General features: G+C 48.1%; 21 protein-coding genes. 11 read left to right on the top strand and 10 right to left on the bottom strand.

Features of this window, described 5'->3' with window-relative positions:
• The first annotated feature begins 128 nt into the window (after window positions 1-128).
• From MJO57_RS03240 to MJO57_RS03230, 3 genes are all read left to right on the top strand, one after another.
• Complete coding sequence (locus tag MJO57_RS03240; RefSeq protein ID WP_252022937.1) at window positions 129-452, top strand: type II toxin-antitoxin system RelE/ParE family toxin; 324 nt, start codon at window positions 129-131, stop codon at window positions 450-452.
• Entirely contained in the window at window positions 449-748 is a 300-nt protein-coding gene (locus tag MJO57_RS03235; protein WP_252022936.1) for a helix-turn-helix transcriptional regulator, read from the top strand. Before MJO57_RS03240 ends, MJO57_RS03235 begins: the two co-directional genes overlap by 4 nt.
• A 189-nt stretch (window positions 749-937) precedes the next feature.
• Window positions 938-2,365, top strand: a complete 1,428-nt coding sequence (locus tag MJO57_RS03230) for an IS4 family transposase (protein ID WP_252017676.1) — start codon at window positions 938-940, stop codon at window positions 2,363-2,365.
• Between the two features lie 64 nt (window positions 2,366-2,429).
• On the opposite strand, the gene MJO57_RS03225 is transcribed toward MJO57_RS03230, so the two are convergent.
• On the bottom strand, window positions 2,430-2,621 hold the full coding sequence (locus tag MJO57_RS03225) for a hypothetical protein (RefSeq protein WP_252022935.1): 192 nt from the start codon (window positions 2,619-2,621) through the stop codon (window positions 2,430-2,432).
• Here MJO57_RS03225 and MJO57_RS03220 point away from each other — a divergent pair.
• Both MJO57_RS03220 and MJO57_RS03215 read left to right on the top strand, forming a co-directional pair.
• A complete protein-coding gene (locus MJO57_RS03220; protein WP_252017330.1) occupies window positions 2,620-4,134 on the top strand; it encodes an IS66 family transposase in 1,515 nt (504 codons plus the stop codon). The two genes, MJO57_RS03225 and MJO57_RS03220, sit on opposite strands and share 2 nt — an antisense overlap.
• Window positions 4,135-4,188: 54 nt before the next feature.
• Window positions 4,189-5,703: an IS66 family transposase gene (locus tag MJO57_RS03215; RefSeq protein WP_252022934.1), complete on the top strand. Its 1,515-nt coding sequence runs from the start codon at window positions 4,189-4,191 to the stop codon at window positions 5,701-5,703.
• Here the strand turns inward: MJO57_RS03215 and MJO57_RS03210 are convergent.
• Entirely contained in the window at window positions 5,690-6,031 is a 342-nt protein-coding gene (locus tag MJO57_RS03210; protein ID WP_252022933.1) for a group II intron maturase-specific domain-containing protein, read from the bottom strand. The genes MJO57_RS03215 and MJO57_RS03210 overlap by 14 nt on opposite strands.
• 30 nt (window positions 6,032-6,061) lie before the next feature.
• Complete coding sequence (locus MJO57_RS03205) at window positions 6,062-6,535, bottom strand: reverse transcriptase domain-containing protein (RefSeq protein ID WP_252022932.1); 474 nt, start codon at window positions 6,533-6,535, stop codon at window positions 6,062-6,064.
• Window positions 6,536-6,579: 44 nt separating this feature from the next.
• Here MJO57_RS03205 and MJO57_RS03200 point away from each other — a divergent pair, with 44 nt between their 5' ends.
• From MJO57_RS03200 to MJO57_RS03190, 3 genes are read left to right on the top strand one after another with little or no spacing between them, the layout of a single operon-like run.
• Window positions 6,580-7,239: a transposase DNA-binding-containing protein gene (locus MJO57_RS03200; protein WP_252022931.1), complete on the top strand. Its 660-nt coding sequence runs from the start codon at window positions 6,580-6,582 to the stop codon at window positions 7,237-7,239.
• Window positions 7,223-7,525: a transposase gene (locus tag MJO57_RS03195; protein WP_252017325.1), complete on the top strand. Its 303-nt coding sequence runs from the start codon at window positions 7,223-7,225 to the stop codon at window positions 7,523-7,525. Before MJO57_RS03200 ends, MJO57_RS03195 begins: the two co-directional genes overlap by 17 nt.
• A gap of 59 nt (window positions 7,526-7,584) precedes the next feature.
• The gene (locus tag MJO57_RS03190) at window positions 7,585-7,917 is read left to right on the top strand and encodes an IS3 family transposase (protein WP_252022930.1); all 333 of its coding nucleotides are present in this window, start codon (window positions 7,585-7,587) and stop codon (window positions 7,915-7,917) included.
• Between the two features lie 3 nt (window positions 7,918-7,920).
• On the opposite strand, the gene istB is transcribed toward MJO57_RS03190, so the two are convergent.
• Both istB and istA read right to left on the bottom strand, forming a co-directional pair.
• Window positions 7,921-8,676, bottom strand: a complete 756-nt coding sequence (gene istB, locus MJO57_RS03185) for an IS21-like element helper ATPase IstB (RefSeq protein WP_252017309.1) — start codon at window positions 8,674-8,676, stop codon at window positions 7,921-7,923.
• Between the two features lie 12 nt (window positions 8,677-8,688).
• Complete coding sequence (gene istA / locus MJO57_RS03180) at window positions 8,689-10,242, bottom strand: IS21 family transposase (protein WP_252017310.1); 1,554 nt, start codon at window positions 10,240-10,242, stop codon at window positions 8,689-8,691.
• 198 nt (window positions 10,243-10,440) lie between these two features.
• Between istA and MJO57_RS03175 the strand changes: the two genes are divergently transcribed.
• The gene (locus MJO57_RS03175; RefSeq protein WP_252022929.1) at window positions 10,441-10,824 is read left to right on the top strand and encodes a LysR substrate-binding domain-containing protein; all 384 of its coding nucleotides are present in this window, start codon (window positions 10,441-10,443) and stop codon (window positions 10,822-10,824) included.
• Here MJO57_RS03175 and MJO57_RS03170 read toward each other — a convergent pair.
• Window positions 10,821-11,042, bottom strand: coding sequence for a DUF2835 family protein (locus tag MJO57_RS03170; RefSeq protein ID WP_252022928.1), 222 nt, complete (start codon window positions 11,040-11,042; stop codon window positions 10,821-10,823). The two genes, MJO57_RS03175 and MJO57_RS03170, sit on opposite strands and share 4 nt — an antisense overlap.
• A gap of 135 nt (window positions 11,043-11,177) precedes the next feature.
• Here MJO57_RS03170 and MJO57_RS03165 point away from each other — a divergent pair, with 135 nt between their 5' ends.
• Entirely contained in the window at window positions 11,178-11,438 is a 261-nt protein-coding gene (locus tag MJO57_RS03165) for a hypothetical protein (protein ID WP_252022927.1), read from the top strand.
• Window positions 11,439-11,540: 102 nt separating this feature from the next.
• Here MJO57_RS03165 and MJO57_RS03160 read toward each other — a convergent pair whose 3' ends face one another.
• The 4 genes from MJO57_RS03160 to MJO57_RS03145 form a co-directional block, all read right to left on the bottom strand.
• On the bottom strand, window positions 11,541-12,770 hold the full coding sequence (locus MJO57_RS03160) for an ankyrin repeat domain-containing protein (protein WP_252022926.1): 1,230 nt from the start codon (window positions 12,768-12,770) through the stop codon (window positions 11,541-11,543).
• A 578-nt stretch (window positions 12,771-13,348) separates the two neighbouring features.
• Window positions 13,349-15,247, bottom strand: coding sequence for an FUSC family protein (locus MJO57_RS03155; RefSeq protein WP_252022925.1), 1,899 nt, complete (start codon window positions 15,245-15,247; stop codon window positions 13,349-13,351).
• The gene (locus MJO57_RS03150) at window positions 15,244-16,128 is read right to left on the bottom strand and encodes an HlyD family secretion protein (RefSeq protein WP_252026921.1); all 885 of its coding nucleotides are present in this window, start codon (window positions 16,126-16,128) and stop codon (window positions 15,244-15,246) included. The genes MJO57_RS03155 and MJO57_RS03150 overlap by 4 nt, the downstream gene beginning before the upstream one ends.
• A 2-nt stretch (window positions 16,129-16,130) precedes the next feature.
• Window positions 16,131-16,463: a DUF1656 domain-containing protein gene (locus tag MJO57_RS03145; protein WP_252022924.1), complete on the bottom strand. Its 333-nt coding sequence runs from the start codon at window positions 16,461-16,463 to the stop codon at window positions 16,131-16,133.
• A 258-nt stretch (window positions 16,464-16,721) separates the two neighbouring features.
• Between MJO57_RS03145 and MJO57_RS03140 the strand changes: the two genes are divergently transcribed.
• Window positions 16,722-17,639, top strand: coding sequence for a TAXI family TRAP transporter solute-binding subunit (locus tag MJO57_RS03140; protein WP_252022923.1), 918 nt, complete (start codon window positions 16,722-16,724; stop codon window positions 17,637-17,639).
• The last annotated feature ends 70 nt before the right edge of the window (window positions 17,640-17,709 follow it).

The raw sequence follows: 17,709 nt of genomic DNA, 5'->3' as shown, positions 1-17,709 counted from the left end.
CAAGAGCATCCAGCGGTCGGCGCTAGACGCGCCGCCGCTTATGCAGGCGTTATGTCGCTTCCTTCATTTCTGTACCAAGTGATAGAAAATCTCATTGCATATGTTATCAAATATGATAACCTTTGTGTATGAAATGGCGTATTACGTTTTATAACCAAAAAGTTGAGGAAGAGACCTTATCTTTTCCAAAGGGCATATTGGCCAATTTTATCCATATTGCGGAAATTATTGAAGAATTTGGTCCAGCTCTCGGAAAGCCCTACACAGCTCCAATGGGTGATGGTCTCTTTGAAATCAGGGCAAAAGGCAAGGAAGGTATTGGTCGTTCTCTGTACTGCATGGTGAAAGGGAAAGAAATAGTCATTCTCAATTCATTCATTAAAAAGTCGCAGAAAACACCAAAAAAGGAGCTAGAGCTTGCCAAGAAACGAATGAAGGAGATCAAAAAATGACTAGACCATCATTTTCTGACTTTAAGAAAAAGGCTCTTGCTGATCCTGAGGTTCGTGAGGAGTACGAGCAGCAAGAATTAGCTTGTGAGCTGAGAAAGAAATTAATATCTCTTCGTAAAGAAGCTGGCCTGACTCAAGAAGATCTTGCTGAAATGTTGCATACCCAGAAAAGCAATATTTCCAGGTTGGAGAACGTGAACTCAACAACATCCCCAAAGCTGTCAACTATAGAAGACTATGCTAAGGCAATTGGCTATAAAGTAAAAATTAGCTTTGAACCTCGACCAGCCACATAAATCGGGTAAGGGCCGGTCTTTCTCCAGCCCTCCCCACAGCACCCGGCATGCGGGTCCGCACCGGGCGGTTCAACGATGATGGTGAAACCTGATCCATAAGTCTTTCAATGAAACAAGCCCAATTTTCGCGCTGTCTCTTGATCACAAATAGCTACCTTGTTCTATCATTTCTCACTGATAAAACAGGTCATGCTTCCACTTTCTCCTAAACCATGGTCAGAACTAACTTTTGGATGTGCTGATTTGGGCGATACTCGACGTACAAAACGACTTGTCAAAGTTGCTGCCGAGCTTTCAGCTCATACCGGTAATTCTTTGTCATCTTCATGCGAAGGTTATACCGCACTGGTAACTGGAGCTTACCGGCTGATTGAGAATGAGGCCGTAAAGCCTGAAGCAATAGCTGAGGCAGGCTTTCAGGCAACTGCCAAAATAGCGAGACAGTCTCGCCTACTTCTGGCTCTCGAAGATACAACAACCCTGGGTTATAAACATGCTGTCAGATCCGAGCTTGGTGATCTTGGAGGTCCTGAAGGCTCTAAAACCAGAGGATTCCACGTCCACTCTGTCTTCTTGGTTGATGCGGATACAGAGCGAAGCATTGGGCTTATTGATCAAGAACGATGGGTTAGAGAGGACGTTCAGCGGGGGAAAAAGAACCAACGTCGTCAGCTACCTTACGAGGGAAAGGAAAGCTTTAAGTGGCAAAGAGCCTCTGAAAACACAGAACAAAGGATGGGGGGTAAAATGCCTGACATCATCAGTGTTTGCGACCGGGAGGCGGATATATACGAATATATGCACTACAAACTGGATAACCGACAGCGGTTTGTTGTAAGAGCTACACAAAACAGAATCCTGGTGGATGGCGAACTCTTATTATTTGATTCCTTAGCTCAGACTGAAGTGTTGGGGAAATATACGATAGTGGTTCCTCAAAAAGGAGGTAGAAAGAAGCGAAAGGCAACGCTGCAGGTCAAAAGAAAGAAGATGACAATACAGGCGCCGCAAAGGCCAGGCGGCAGGCCGGAACCGGTAACTATGAATATTGTGTCGGCTGAAGAGATTGGCAATGACTCCGAAGACCGTTTGCACTGGGTACTATTGACAACTGAAGATATTGAAACATTCGAAGACTGTCGCTCTATCATTCGATTTTACGAGCTCCGATGGCGAATAGAAGAGTTCCATAAGGCTTGGAAATCGGGAGCAGGAGTAGAAAGGCTTCGTCTGCAATCTCCGGATAACATTGAACGACTTGCGGTCATATTAATGTTTGTCGCTGTCAGACTAATGCAAATCCGTGAAGCATTAATGTTACCGAATGACAGGCAGCACAAAGACAGAAAGCTTTGGAGTGAAAAAACACTCGCGAATGAGGTGGTCAGTGATGATGAATGGCAGGTTCTCTGGCTAACCTATGAAAAAAAAGCGTTGCCCGATAAGCCGCCAACAGTCACTTGGCTGCTTCAAACGATTGCTCGGCTTGGTGGTTGGGGTGATTCAAAGCATACAGGGCAGCCCGGCTGGTTAGTGGTATGGGAAGGCTGGGCGAAATTGCAGGATCGGGTAAAAACCTGGCAGATAGCCCGGCAGTTCAGCGCTGGAGAGATGTGATCAAGAGTCAGAATTTTCGCGAGGTAACTGTTATTCAGTGCCTGTTGTACCGCATAGGTTTTACTCAGACGGTAATACCCTTTGCTGCTGGCTGCGATCTTGGCGGCGTTAATTTTATGTAACTGTTCAGCACCCCCACATAAATCTGGAATTTTCTGATTTTTAGTAACTGTTCAGCACCCCCACATAAATCTGGAATTTTCTGATTTTTATACCATCCTCTTAAGCACCATTTTTCCACAATATTCGCCAGCATGATTCCAGAACTACCCGCAACTATGTCGGCTGAGATTCTCTTGAAAGAGAATGCAGAGCTGCGGATGAGAGTTGCCTGTCTGGAAGAGCGATGTCGAGAATTGGAAGAAAAGGTTGGCAAGAACAGTCAAAACAGCAGCAAGCCGCCATCGTCTGATGGTTATCAAAAACCTTGTAAAAACAGTAATTCTCCAGATCATTCTGACGACCTTTCCGCAGATAAAGGTACCGATCCATCGGATGAAAAACCCAATCCTAAAAGTCTGAGACAGTCTTCTGGTAATAAAGCCGGTGGAAAGAAAGGGCATCAGGGCACTTGTCTTAAACAGGTCGATATCCCTGACTATATTGAGTACCTTCCGGTTAAAGAATGCAATAAATGTCAGGCGTCTCTTCTTGATAGTGAGCCGGTCAAATATATTGAACGACAGGTGTTTGAACCAGGGAGACCGGGTGAATTTGAAGTAACGGCCCATAGAGCTGAAGTAAAAATCTGCACTTGTGGTTGTCGGAATCAGGCTGAATTCCCGGAAGGTGTTACCGCTGCCGCACAATATGGCTCAGCCACACAGGCTATGGCCGTCTATCTTAACCAATACCATTTCCTGCCTTTTAAGCGCGTGTCAGAGTATTTTAATACTCTCTATAAAATGAGTGTAAGTGCAGGCACTGTCGCCAATTTTGTGGCCAGAACCTATGAAAATCTGGCTTCTACTGAAGAGGTTATTCGTGACGCCTTGCGGGAATCGTCTGTTGCCGGAGCCGATGAAACGGGTATGCGGGCCGAGGGCTCTTTGCACTGGCTACACGTTATGCGGGATGAACAATGGACGCTCTACTACTTGTCTGAAAAGCGAGGTCGTGAGGCCATGGACACGATGGGCATACTGCTAACATTTGCAGGCGTTCTGGTTCATGATCATTGGAAATCCTATTTTGCATATGCGGCAACTCACGTACTTTGCAATGCCCATCACCTGAGGGAGCTTTTGGGTGTTGTTGATAGGGACAGCAATCAACTGGCGTTGCGATTGATGAAGCTACTGAGGCTTTCCTGGCATTACTGCAAGGGCTTTAAGACCATAGGTATGCTACAGATGCCAAGTGTTGTCTGTGAACGAATCGAGAAGATTTATGACCGGTTGCTTCAGCGGGCTCTAATGAAAGAAGTCGTCTATATGGAGAAGCAACGAGAGGAGCTTAAGCGCAAGAAAGTCAAGAATACTAAAGCTTACAATCTCTTCAAACGACTCACTGAGTTCAAGGCTGAGACACTGCGCTTCATGTCAGATTTTACCATTCCCTTCGATAACAATGGCAGTGAGCGGGATGTTCGAATGGCCAAGTTAAAGCAGAAAATCTCAGGCTGCTTCAGGAGTGCAGACGGTGGTTCTATGTTTGCACGGATTCGCAGCTATTTGTCGTCTGCCAGAAAACAGGGAATGGACATATATCAATCACTTCATAGAGCTGTTCGGAATTACTGTAATATGCCTTTGCTCAGTGCTGAATAGTTACGATTTTTATACCATCCTCTTAAGCACCATTTTTCCACAATATTCGCCAGCATGATTCCAGAACTACCCGCAACTATGTCGGCTGAGATTCTCTTGAAAGAGAATGCAGAGCTGCGGATGAGAGTTGCCTGTCTGGAAGAGCGATGTCGAGAATTGGAAGAAAAGGTTGGCAAGAACAGTCAAAACAGCAGCAAGCCGCCATCGTCTGATGGTTATCAAAAACCTTGTAAAAACAGTAATTCTCCAGATCATTCTGACGACCTTTCCGCAGATAAAGGTACCGATCCATCGGATGAAAAACCCAATCCTAAAAGTCTGAGACAGTCTTCTGGTAATAAAGCCGGTGGAAAGAAAGGGCATCAGGGCACTTGTCTTAAACAGGTCGATATCCCTGACTATATTGAGTACCTTCCGGTTAAAGAATGCAATAAATGTCAGGCGTCTCTTCTTGATAGTGAGCCGGTCAAATATATTGAACGACAGGTGTTTGAACCAGGGAGACCGGGTGAATTTGAAGTAACGGCCCATAGAGCTGAAGTAAAAATCTGCACTTGTGGTTGTCGGAATCAGGCTGAATTCCCGGAAGGTGTTACCGCTGCCGCACAATATGGCTCAGCCACACAGGCTATGGCCGTCTATCTTAACCAATACCATTTCCTGCCTTTTAAGCGCGTGTCAGAGTATTTTAATACTCTCTATAAAATGAGTGTAAGTGCAGGCACTGTCGCCAATTTTGTGGCCAGAACCTATGAAAATCTGGCTTCTACTGAAGAGGTTATTCGTGACGCCTTGCGGGAATCGTCTGTTGCCGGAGCCGATGAAACGGGTATGCGGGCCGAGGGCTCTTTGCACTGGCTACACGTTATGCGGGATGAACAATGGACGCCCTACTACTTGTCTGAAAAGCGAGGTCGTGAGGCCATGGACACGATGGGCATACTGCTAACATTTGCAGGCGTTCTGGTTCATGATCATTGGAAATCCTATTTTGCATATGCGGCAACTCACGTACTTTGCAATGCCCATCACCTGAGGGAGCTTTTGGGTGTTGTTGATAGGGACAGCAATCAACTGGCGTTGCGATTGATGAAGCTACTGAGGCTTTCCTGGCATTACTGCAAGGGCTTTAAGACCATAGGTATGCTACAGATGCCAAGTGTTGTCTGTGAACGAATCGAGAAGATTTATGACCGGTTGCTTCAGCGGGCTCTAATGAAAGAAGTCGTCTATATGGAGAAGCAACGAGAGGAGCTTAAGCGCAAGAAAGTCAAGAATACTAAAGCTTACAATCTCTTCAAACGACTCACTGAGTTCAAGGCTGAGACACTGCGCTTCATGTCAGATTTTACCATTCCCTTCGATAACAATGGCAGTGAGCGGGATGTTCGAATGGCCAAGTTAAAGCAGAAAATCTCAGGCTGCTTCAGGAGTGCAGACGGTGGTTCTATGTTTGCACGGATTCGCAGCTATTTGTCGTCTGCCAGAAAACAGGGAATGGACATATATCAATCACTTCATAGAGCTGTTCGGAATTACTGTAATATGCCTTTGCTCAGTGCTGAATAGTTACAATTTTATCAACGCCTAACCTGACCAGATTCTTAAAACGGGTTTTCGGCTTGCGCCATTGCTTCAGAAAGCAGCAACGGATTCGCCGACGTATCCATTGATCCAGCAGGGGAATTGGTCGGTGATATTCCGATAACCGGAAATACCCCATCCAACCCCGGATATATTGTGCCAATTTGCGTAACCGATGTTGCATTGAGACACCCCAGCGACGACTGGTCAACTTGAGTATCCGGTATTTGAATCGGTCCAGACACTTCTGGGCCCAGCGAACTTTCTTCCCTGTGAAGGTGAAACTCAGGAATTCGCTTTCTGTTGCTTTCACAACTTTACTTTTCCGGGAGTTAATCTTTTTTCAATTTGCGTTCAATGATTGGGTAATGCTGTGCATCACCCGATCCCCTGCACGCTGACTTTTGACGAGAATCACAAAATCATCACAGTATCTTGCAAAGCAATGACCCCGATATTCAAGCTCCTTGTCGAGTTCGTCGAGGACCACATTAGACAGCAAGGGTGATAAAGGCCCACCCTGTGGCATGCCAACCCTGGTCGGGTAGACATTGCCCTCAATCATGACACCGGAGCGCAGGTAGCTACCAATCAGTTTCAGAAGGCGTTTGTCGCGGACCTTACGGGAGACCCTCGACATCAAAACGTCGTGATTAACCGTATCAAAGAATTTACTCAGATCAACGTCAACAGCGTGATGAAGCCCCCGGTTGATCAACTGCTTAACCTGACGGACTCCGTCGTGTGCTGACCGTCCCGGTCGGTAGCCGAAGCTGTTTGGAGAGAAACCCGGATCAAAGACCTGTCTCTTGATCACAAATAGCTACCTTGTTCTATCATTTCTCACTGATAAAACAGGTCATGCTTCCACTTTCTCCTAAACCATGGTCAGAACTAACTTTTGGATGTGCTGATTTGGGCGATACTCGACGTACAAAACGACTTGTCAAAGTTGCTGCCGAGCTTTCAGCTCATACCGGTAATTCTTTGTCATCTTCATGCGAAGGTTATACCGCACTGGTAACTGGAGCTTACCGGCTGATTGAGAATGAGGCCGTAAAGCCTGAAGCAATAGCTGAGGCAGGCTTTCAGGCAACTGCCAAAATAGCGAGACAGTCTCGCCTACTTCTGGCTCTCGAAGATACAACAACCCTGGGTTATAAACATGCTGTCAGATCCGAGCTTGGTGATCTTGGAGGTCCTGAAGGCTCTAAAACCAGAGGATTCCACGTCCACTCTGTCTTCTTGGTTGATGCGGATACAGAGCGAAGCATTGGGCTTATTGATCAAGAACGATGGGTTAGAGAGGACGTTCAGCGGGGGAAAAAGAACCAACGTCGTCAGCTACCTTACGAGGGAAAGGAAAGCTTTAAGTGGCAAAGAGCCTCTGAAAACACAGAACAAAGGATGGGGGGTAAAATGCCTGACATCATCAGTGTGAAGTGGTTTAATGACTTAGGACACCTCGTTAAGCACAATAGTGCAGTTAGTGACGAGGTAGAAAGTGACAAAGCAGCGTAAAAATTATTCTCCGGAATTCAAGCGTAAAGCCATTGCCATGGTAGTGGAGCAGAAGCAGGCTGTAACAGAGGTTGCCAGAAGTCTTGGTATCAATGATGGCAACCTGAGACGCTGGATACGGGAACAGGATGAAAAAAAGGAAATGTCTTTTCCAGGCAAAGGGCAGCAAGCTTTGACGCCTGATCAGCAGCGAATAAAAGAGCTGGAAGCTGAAAACCGCCAGTTGAAAATGGAACAGGAAATATTAAAAAAGGCGACGGCCTTCTTCGCGAAAGACCTGTTGTAAGATTTGCATTTATACAACAGGAGAAGGAGGTCTATCCGGTGCAGGTGCTCTGTAAAGTAATGCAGGTTGGGCGCAGTGGCTTTTATCGCTGGCAGAATCAACAGGAACATCAGAAGGACTCTCTGGCCAAGCAGTTCCGCCTGGATTCTGATGCACAACAAATTTTTATCGACTCCGATCGCTCATATGGCAGCCGGAGAATGGCAAAAGCCCTGCAAGGCAAGGGTTACAATATTGGCCGCTATCAAGCAGCAACACTGATGAAGCGCTTGGGACTGGTTGTGAAGTATGCAAAAAAATTCAAGGTGACGACGATGCGTATTCTGGTTAACTTGAACACCTATTCTGTTTCATTTGAACACCCTGAACTCCTTACACATTGCCCAGTGTGATTTTTAGACCAGGTGTTCAACTGCGTCCAATTTTCCAAGCTTTTTGCGCATGGATTCGCCTTTGAGTTCAATCCGGTGGGCATTGTGCATAAGCCGGTCAAGAATGGCGTCGGCCAGAGTTTCATCACCAATGCTGGCATGCCACTTCCGGGTGGGCAATTGACTGGTAACCAACGTGGAACCTTGCTCGTGCCTGTCATCCATGACTTCCAGCAGATCGTTCCTTTGTTGCTGCGTCAGTGGTTCCAGGCCCCAGTCGTCCAGAATCAGCAAGTCTACTTTTGCCAGTTGTTTCAACTGCCTGCTGTAGCTGCCATCACCGTGGGCAAGGATCAGTTCATCCAGTAGCCTGGACATCCGATAGTACCGGACACTGTAGCCTTTCAGACAAGCCATGTGCCCAAGGGCGCAGGCCAGGTAGCTCTTACCGGAACCACAAGGTCCGGTGATCAACAGGTTCCTGTACCGGTCAAGCCAGCCTCCTCCAGACAGGCTGGCCATCTGGTTCTGTTTGAGACCTCTGGGGTGTTCATAGTCAATGTCGTGTATCCGGGCAGCCAGTTTAAACCGGGCGCTTCTGAGCAGCCGAGCCAGACGTTTATTGTTTCGCTCTGTTTCTTCCTGCTCAGTAAGCAACGACAGTCGTTCTTCAAAGCTAAGGCTACTGTAGGTGCCCGGCTGGTCCAGCTGTTGATTGAGGGCATCTGCCATTCCGGTCAGTCGCAGTGACCTAAGGCGAGCCAGTGTTTCATTGATCATGTTCGCCTCCGGTTATTGATAGCAAATAGCGCCACGAATATTTTCGTGATCATCATGCAAGGGACCTGTCGTTTGTTTTAACTGTGGCTCCAATGGCATCAGGTCTTTGCCTGACTGGAGGATTGATCGGACATTTTTTAACCGATAACCCCCGATGTTCCTGGCATGGGCGCAGGCGTTGTTGAGTCGTTCAGTTCCATATTCCCGCTGCAGGTTTAGCAGCCCCAATGAAGCTCGATAGGCTTGTTCAGGATGCTCCTTGCTATCCAGCAGTGATTGAATAAAACAATAGACTTCCTGACCAATGTCGTTAGCCCAGTTAAGTAAACGCTCAGGCGTCCAATCCTGATGGTGACGATGTCGTTCCGGCATATGAACTGCTAACGTCGTAAATCCACGTGTGTGCTTGCGAGCGTGGCTGGCCACCACTTTACCGTTAGCGTAGATCGTGACGCAGTGCTCAGTCGCCTGTACTTCTACTTCCTGCCTGGCAAGCTGATGGGGAACCGAGTAGGCGTGCCCCTTGCAGATAATATGATAATCCACATTCACCCGGGCCTTGATAAACTCAGCGAACACAAAAGATTGCTTCGGCAGTGGCTTGAGGGCTGGTTCATCCAGTTGTTCAAACGCACTACGTCGCGTTCCTGGCAACTGCTTAAAGGGCTTCAGGTTCAGTTCGATTAACAGCTCACGTATCCGCAGGTTCAGCTCTGCCAGGGTAAAGAACATTTCATGACGAAGCCTGGCCAGTATCCACCGCTCCACTACCTGTACACCGACTTCTGCTTTGGCCTTGTCTTTGGGTTTGTAGGGGCGTGCCGGAATGACTGCCACCTGGTAGTGACAAGCCAGGTGCTGGTATGATGGGTTGAGATCCGGCTCGTACCGACAGGCTTTGATAACTGCGCACTTTGGGTTGTCTGGCACAACAATTTCTGGCACCCCACCAAAGAACTCAAAGGCCCGTTCATGAGACCCCAGCCAGTCCTCTGTTTTTTGTGACAGAGTCGCTTCAGCGTAGGTATAGTTGGACGCTCCCAGCACTGCCACAAATATCTGGGCATTGTGGGCAATTTCGCCGGTGTCCGGGTTGATGATTGGCATGGTTGGCCCGGCATAATCAACAAATAACTTTTCACCTGCATTGTGCAGCTGTCGCATAGATCGCTTTTGACAACCACGCCACTGATTGTAACGGTGACAGTACTGGGCATAGCTGTAGGCATTGAGGGGGTGGGCCTGACAGTATTCTTCCCAGAGTCGTTGTTTGGTCACTTCCTTGCGCTTCAGTTCCTGATGCACCTCAGCCCAGTCAGGATCAATCAACCCTTTTCGATTGGCTATCGAGGCATCGGGAAACAGCGCCTGAATAAGCTCAGGCTCAGATATATCCTCTGCCAGGGGCCAGCTTAATTCCGATTCCTGAAAGGCCTTAACGTAGTTGGATACCGTCCCCACACTGACCCGTACACTGCGGGAAATTTGTCGGAAGCTGAGTTGGCTGCCAAACCGCATCCGGAGTATTTCTAGTAGCTTACGCATGGTAATCCTGTTTTCTGTCATGGCCGGTTCCCTCTCTTGGTACAGATAAGAACGGCCAAAGTTATGGAAAATCAATGCATAAGAAGATATTTGTTAGCTGTATTAGACCGGTTTATGGTCTGTTGAACAGCGTTTCTGGAAGCTTGAACGGTGATTCTGGAAATCATCAAAAAGTGTTCAAAAGAAACCAGAATAGGTGTTCAAGTGTTACCAGAATGGGTGTTCAAGTGTTACCAGAATGAGTGTTCAAGAGTTACCAGAATATGCAGTCCATTTTTACTTGACCACTACATTCGTGATTCCGGCGTAAAAAGGGACACTGATGCTGGCTGGCTTGGATCTGAAGAGCGATGGACAGTCAGCCACATCAGCTCTTCGATAAGGCTGGTCAAGCAGGGACTTGGATTTGCATGGCTACCCACACACCATATTCAACAGGAACTTGAAGAGGGAATCATCAAACAACTGGAAACCAAACTCGGCAATAGCCGGGGCGTACAGCTTTACATGATATTTCCTGACCCGAATGCTGTTGGCCCTGCCGCAAGAAAATTAGCAACAATCCTCAGGGAATGCTGCCGTGATAAAGTGCATCAGCATTAACTCAAACGGGTAATATCCAGAAATTTCCCATCATCTCCGTAAGTTAATTGAAATCGTCCATAAATCCCCTCTCTGGTGACAAATTTCAGCATAATGTCATAGGGAATACTCATCGTCTGACCAGATTCGGTGCGCACCTTCACCGAACTCTTTTGCCCTTTATAATACTGAAGCACTTGTTCAGAGTTGAGTTTTACGGAGAACACGGCCTTATGCATCGCTCAAACCTTTGTGTTTCTTATTAAAAATAAAAGTTAAAAGAAAGCTAGTATCAGTTTAGCAATACTCGCTCACAAGGGTTACAGAACAATGCTAAATTACCGTAATTGCTGTGGAAAATGACAACTCTTTGATTGGCGGAAAACCCGGCACCTGCACAAAAATGTGAAGTAAGAAAACAGCGCCAAACGCTGGTTGATCAACAAGTGTTTATAATCACCAATGGCAATTTGCTCTATACAGCCAGTAAAAACTGCTGGGAAGTGCAGAGCCTCTATCAAGAAAAGCTACACATTGCTCTAAAAGCAAAATTTGGTTACACCATACGGCCTGCGAACCCTGCTAAAGAAGACAAGGGTCATGGTCTTATCAGCAATTTGTTACCCAAGCGCTGACTCAGTATATGCCTGTTCATCTGGCGGGTTCGGCTGAAATCTAAATTGTATTGATACCCTTAAAAGGCATGGGGAACACCATGCCTCTCTCAAAAGCCCCGCTCAACGTATCTCCTTCCCTTTGGCTATACTAGCGAGTTGTTTTATTAATGGGTCATCGCTAAACTCGCACATCGCCCAAGCCACATCTCTCGCAACAGTATCATTACGTCGAGCATAAGCCCTGTAAGCTGCGGCATCAAGCAGTGTAGCAAGGACAGCAGGTTTTTTAACAGCATCATCAGTAACAACTACTTTTTCGTACATATTCGCTTTGAAACTCAATAAAAGCCTGACCATCTCTTCTGAAGAGTCTTTAAGATCCATAATGGCCGATTGTAATGGTGATAGTTGTTTTGGGTTAGACGGGTCAATGTTATTTGGAGTCCCTCCTTTTGAGAGGAGTTGTTCCAGGATAATAGTGTTTCCGGACTGTACTGCCTGCATTACAGGAGTTAACCAGAGCTGGCTTGAAGGTATTGACTCTCCCTCTCCATAGCCGCCAATCGGTTTGATCTTAACTATATTCTTATGAGTTGACTCACCCTCTTCATTGTCGCCAATCCCTCTGATCTCATCCACATTCTTATCAATTGACTCACCCTCTTCAAAGCTGCCAATCTCTGTGGGCTCCACCTTCTCTTCAAAAATAGCGCAACGGATTTTGTAATCAGGGTCAGCATTATGCTGCAAAAGAACTTTCGTGACTTCAGCGTTACCACATTTTATGGCCATAAACATTGCGGTAAGGCCATCACCCCCGGGCTTGTCAGGTTGAAATTCTTTGGAGTTGGCCATCGCCTGGATAACCTCCAGATGATTCTCCTGGGCAGCAATAACCAATGCATTACTCTGAGCGGGGTTCGATGGGTTATTCTCACAGGGATTTGCCTGGTAGTCGATTAATGCCTTAACCACTGCTACATGACCATGCCGGGCAGCATACATCAAGGGGGTATCCTTATTGTCGTTGCATGCCAGTGAGCTGCTGAACCAATCACGCCGTGATGGCTCATCCATACCCGATAATAAGTTGGCAAGCTCCTCGCCATTATCAGAGCTGCAAAATGTCAAGAAGTGTGCGTTTATATCCTCAACTGTTGTGCTGAGTTGTGCAGGATCTTTGGGCGTAAGAAGCTGTGCTTTATGGGGATTGTGCTTAGATGGAGCGACAACAGCGGTTATGGTGGATTCAGAAAACGATAACTTAGCCTTTTCCATGTTCCCGCTATCATTGCGGGGAATCTGAGGAGCTGACGCTGTATCCGTTTTATCCGATTGTTTTTTTTCCATGATACTGGATTGAACGGTCGTATAATTCGTGTTTAAAGCATGATTGCAGTCCATAGTTAACAAGCCTCCGAAATTGTTTGATAAATTTTTTTAACTTACTTGGTGAAAATGCCAGTCTTAAAATACTAGGTTAGACGTGAAGACCTGAATCTGTATATACTCAAAAAGTCTTACTTTTCATGTTGTACTACGAGTTTTTGAATCGATACCTGAATGTTGCCCGACTCAAGAATTTCCACATTTTTTTACCCACAATACTTATTTTGACCGATCAATCATTAAAAGATTCCCCTATTGAGTCAAAATTAGCCACAATTCAAAAGTTCAATGAAAACCTGCATTCACTTCATCACCCGCAGGTGTCGGCAGAAATGATCCTTGCCCCCTGTGTCAGCGGCAAAAACTCAATAAGTGTTGTTTGCACTGATCACCAGCACCAGAAGGTTATTTCCCATGGGAAGAGGCTGTTTAAAAAGCTGTGCAGAGCTCCGTCTGCATTGGGTATGCGCTGGCCAGTATTATTTGACCGGAATGACATCCAGCAAAGCCAGCAAAGAAAAGAAAGTGGGGTAAATCAATCAAGCCTGCTCATCGGTAAAGGACAGTTCATGGTGCCGACGCAGGCAGCCACAGAGAATCAGCAGATTGAGCGTGTGCGTCTGCTGATCCCGGTTATAGAGCGTCAGGGCCTGGTCAAAGAGGTTGTCCATCTGCTGCTGGCACTCCCGATCCTTCGCAGTCATGGCCGTAGTCGGCAGATGCAAATGGCTGAGCAGGTTGTCCAGCTGCTGCCGCACCTCAGCAAACAGCGCTCTGGCACGGTCACAGGCCTGCGGATTACTGTCCAGCCCCTGCAGTTTCAGGCACATGCTTCCGATAGACCCCAAGGTGTCCACCCAGTTAAGGATCATCGTTTGCTGCTCTGGAAACAGTTCCAGCATTGCTGCCCCCAGGGGCAGTATCTGTCGGCGGAATAGCGGCGGCGTAATCCCCCCTGCGCCCCGGTTTATGGTTCGCTGCATTACAGTGGCAAGGCTTTTGAGATAATCCTTGCACAACTTGTCCCGTGGTGGCGTGCCGATCACTTCAATACAGATATAACCAATCAGGAAACCGAGCAGCAATGCAAAGGCATTATTGACAAGATTCAGCGGCTGAAGTGTCTGCTCATTGCTCACCGGTATCAGCACTGTGACCAGAATAACGTTGAACAGTCCGACGATGCTCAACTTCCGGTAGAGCGTCCAGGCCAGCACGGCCAGTGGGGTACTGGTGAGCAGAAACAACGGCCAGAAACTATTGGCGTAGACCACCAGCACACACTGGGTGAAAAAGACGATCAGCGTTGAAGCCAGCACCGTAGTCAATACTTTGGACAGTGGTATCCTGGGGGCACCGGTCATCACCCGGACCCCTGTGAGAATGATACCCCCTATGGTCATCAACCCCCCCTCTGGTGTCCCGGTTATGACGTAGAACCAATAGCCCATCACCAGGGCTGCCACGGCGGTTAAGCTGCCGTATAAGGTAGAGCGCCAGTTCTGAAGATTGAGCAGTGAATTATGGCCCGGTTCTGCTTCCTGCTGGCGGATCTCTTCCGGTTGGTTGAGCAGGTGGGTCAGGTGCTCCATTTCATTGTCCAGCTCCTGACGACGGTGATCAACTGCGTTCTTGATGGCCTGATGTTCATGCGGGCTGGTTTCCTGGCGAAGCAGAAGGCGGCGCAGCATGGTAAGGCTGGCCATGAGGTTCAGCACAGAGAGGATAACCCGTTGCAGATAACCGGAAAGATGGCCAATCCGGTTATCCAGAAACAATGTGTAGTAGCGTTGCTGGTCACAGTCGATCACCATCCGGCTCAACTGAGTATGCAGACTGACAAACGCCGGGTATGGGTACTGCTCTGGCTGACTGGCCATGTCTTCAAGCCGGGCAACCTGATGACGCAGTGCGACAACCGAATCAGTCAGCCGATCGATACCGCTGTTTGGCCAGATGGCCAGAGCACTGATCAGCATGGCCAAGGACCCGAGGCTGATTTCGGTGATCCGGTTGAGGGTGTAGAAACAAATAGAAGACTGACTGTTATTGTTCAGATTGAGCAGCACCACCACCAGGCAGGTAATACAGGTCAGAAAACTGGTATAACCGGCCATGGCCTTATAAAGGCTGGTAATAGCTACACATACCCATACCACCAGGCTGAGCAGGATAACCACCACCAGCGGGTATTGACCAAACCAGATGGTGATCAGGGCACCGACAATACCGCCAGCGGCCGTACTGACAATGCGAGCAAGGGATTTGATATAAATATTGCCCAGCTCCACCTTGAAGCCGAGCAGGGCAATGCTCATCAATGCCCAGCTCGGGTAAGGCAGGTCATAATACAGGCTGACAACGAGCACAATCAGTGTCGCCAGCACCATCCGGGCAACCACCGCCAGATCGGGAAGATAGCGAACCGGAATGATCATGGGCAAGGCCAGTTACCCTGAACCACCACCGAGGTGGTACGTCCGGCAATCAGGGCTGGCTCAGGGAGGGGCTGGTCAAACGCCACCCGGACCGGTATCCGCTGGGCCAGGCGAATCCAGGGAAAGGTCTGGTCAACATTGGCCAGCAGCTGACTGCTAGTGTTCTGGTTACTGTCGGCAATGCCCCGGCCAACACTGGTCACCTTACCCGGATAGACCGTATCCTCGCCGAGAAAGGTGATGCTGGCCGGAGCCCCCGGGCACACGCCTTTAAGCCGGTTCTCCTGAAAGTAGCCGACCACAAAAAAGTCACGCCGGTTGATAAATGCCAGCACGGCTTGCCCGGCACTCAGCCAGCTGCCGATGCGCAGATCCATATTGGCCACAAACCCATCAAAAGGTGCCCTGACCCGGGTGCGTTGCAGATTCAGCTGTGCCTGACTCAGTGCCGCTTCAGCAGCCTTGACCGCCTGCTGCTGGGCTTTCCAGGCCAGATTGGCATCGGTGACCTGCTCAGCACTCACCAGATGTGGCGGCATCTTATCCAGACGGCGTGCGTTACTGGCCAGTTGTTCCTCCTGGAATTTCGCTCCGGAAAGCTCTGCCTCACACTGAGCCAGGGCAATACGGTAGTTACTGGGATCAATCTCCAGAATGACGTCATCCTTTTTGACAAAGCCATTGTCAGGTACGGCAATGTGGACAATGTTGCCGGACACCTGCGGAGCGATTTCGGCGATCTCTGCCCGAAGCCGTCCGTCCCGGGTCCAGGGAGCTTCCAGATAGGTCTGCCAGAGATAATAGGAACAGTATGCGCCAATAGCGACCACTACCACGGTCAAAAGGACAGGGCGCAACCAGTTTTGCAAAAAGGCAGTCATGGTCAAATACTCAGAATCCGGCTGGTAATGGCACAACTGATGATCAGGAAAGACAGTTCAACCAGTCCGGTGTGCCAGAACCACCGATCAATGGAAAAACGACGATAGATGTATCTTAGAACCAGCCAGAGAATCATGCCGAAAAAGGCTGTGCGGAAAAGCGGTGGAAAGGCCAGCGAACCAAACCAGATCCAGTCATTCATCATGAGGTATTCCAGAAAGGCGAAGGGGGAGAGTCCAGAAACGGTTGTGCCTGAGTCTCTGTCGAAGAGCATATTTGCCGATTGAGCAGACGGCTTTCTCAGCCTTTTCTCAAGCACCAAACCCTTCTGCAAAACTCTGGAATGAAGCTAGTACATGGACTTGCTCTGTGCAAACCTCAAGGTCAATCAATAACACTGCATTCCCGGTGTAACACTGCTTCATTATGGAGTTGTACGACCTTTTAGACGTCGATATTCGTATATCCTTTAGCAAAGACTATTCTCCATCAGCCCTTCCTATAGTAAGCTCTGCTCAAACAACGAAGACAGGGTGGAATCCACCGCCCGATAATAACGACAAAATGACCTGCAAAAAGGGGGATGAACAACATGAGACGTATAGCTGTTGCATTTGCAATGCTGTTGCCCATGGTTGCTTTCGCACAAAACTATTCCATTGGTACTGGTGGACAAAGTGGCATTTATTATCCCTTTGGTGGTGCTCTTGCCAAAGTCTGGTCGGACGAAGTCGGCAGTATCAATGTTAAAGCCGAAGTAACTGCGGCTTCCGTTGAAAACACTATTAAAGTCGTCCGTGGTGATATGCTGGCCGGCATCGCCATGGGCAATGTGGTAATGGACGCTTACCAGGGGGAGGGAAAGTTTCCTGCCAAAATGCCGGTTAAGGTGTTGTTCGCCCTTTACCCAAACCTTGTGCATCCCATGACGCTGCAAAACTCCGATATCCAGACGCTGGATGACCTGAAAGGTAAGCGTGTCTCTCTGGGAGCGCCGGGTTCCGGGACTGCCGTTACCTCGGCAGCATTGTTGAAAACTCTGGGGATTAATCCTGAAAAGGATATCAATGCCGTCTATCTCAATTACTCTGAAACCACCAATGCGTTGGCTAATGGTCAGATTGATGCTGGCTTTATTGTTGGCGGACAAGGTGTTGGTGCGGTAACCCAGATTGCTTTAACACATAAGCTGCGTGTCATTCCGGTCTCTCAGAAAGAAAGACAGGCATTTATTGCCGAGTATCCCGCTTACAGTGAATACACGATTCCTGAGGGCGTTTATAACAATGTTCCGGCAACAGACACGTTAAGTATTTGGAACGTGCTGGTGGTTCGTGCCGATATGGCCGACGACATGGCTTATGAGCTAACCCGGGCTGCCTATGAAAATATGGATGAAGTCCGCAAGGTGGTAAACGTTGCTGAAGCAACTGTTCCTGCTAATGCCAAGCAGCTGGCGGGCGTGCCTCTTCACCCGGGCGCAGAAAAGTATCTGAACAGCATTCAATAATTATGATCAGTACTGAAGAGTAGAGATAGCAGTTTTGCTATCTCTACCTCCCTCTTATAATCTGTCGGAC

The organism is Endozoicomonas sp. SCSIO W0465 (assembly GCF_023716865.1).
Classification (GTDB): domain Bacteria; phylum Pseudomonadota; class Gammaproteobacteria; order Pseudomonadales; family Endozoicomonadaceae; genus Endozoicomonas.
This window is presented reverse-complemented; position numbering and strand designations above follow the sequence as displayed.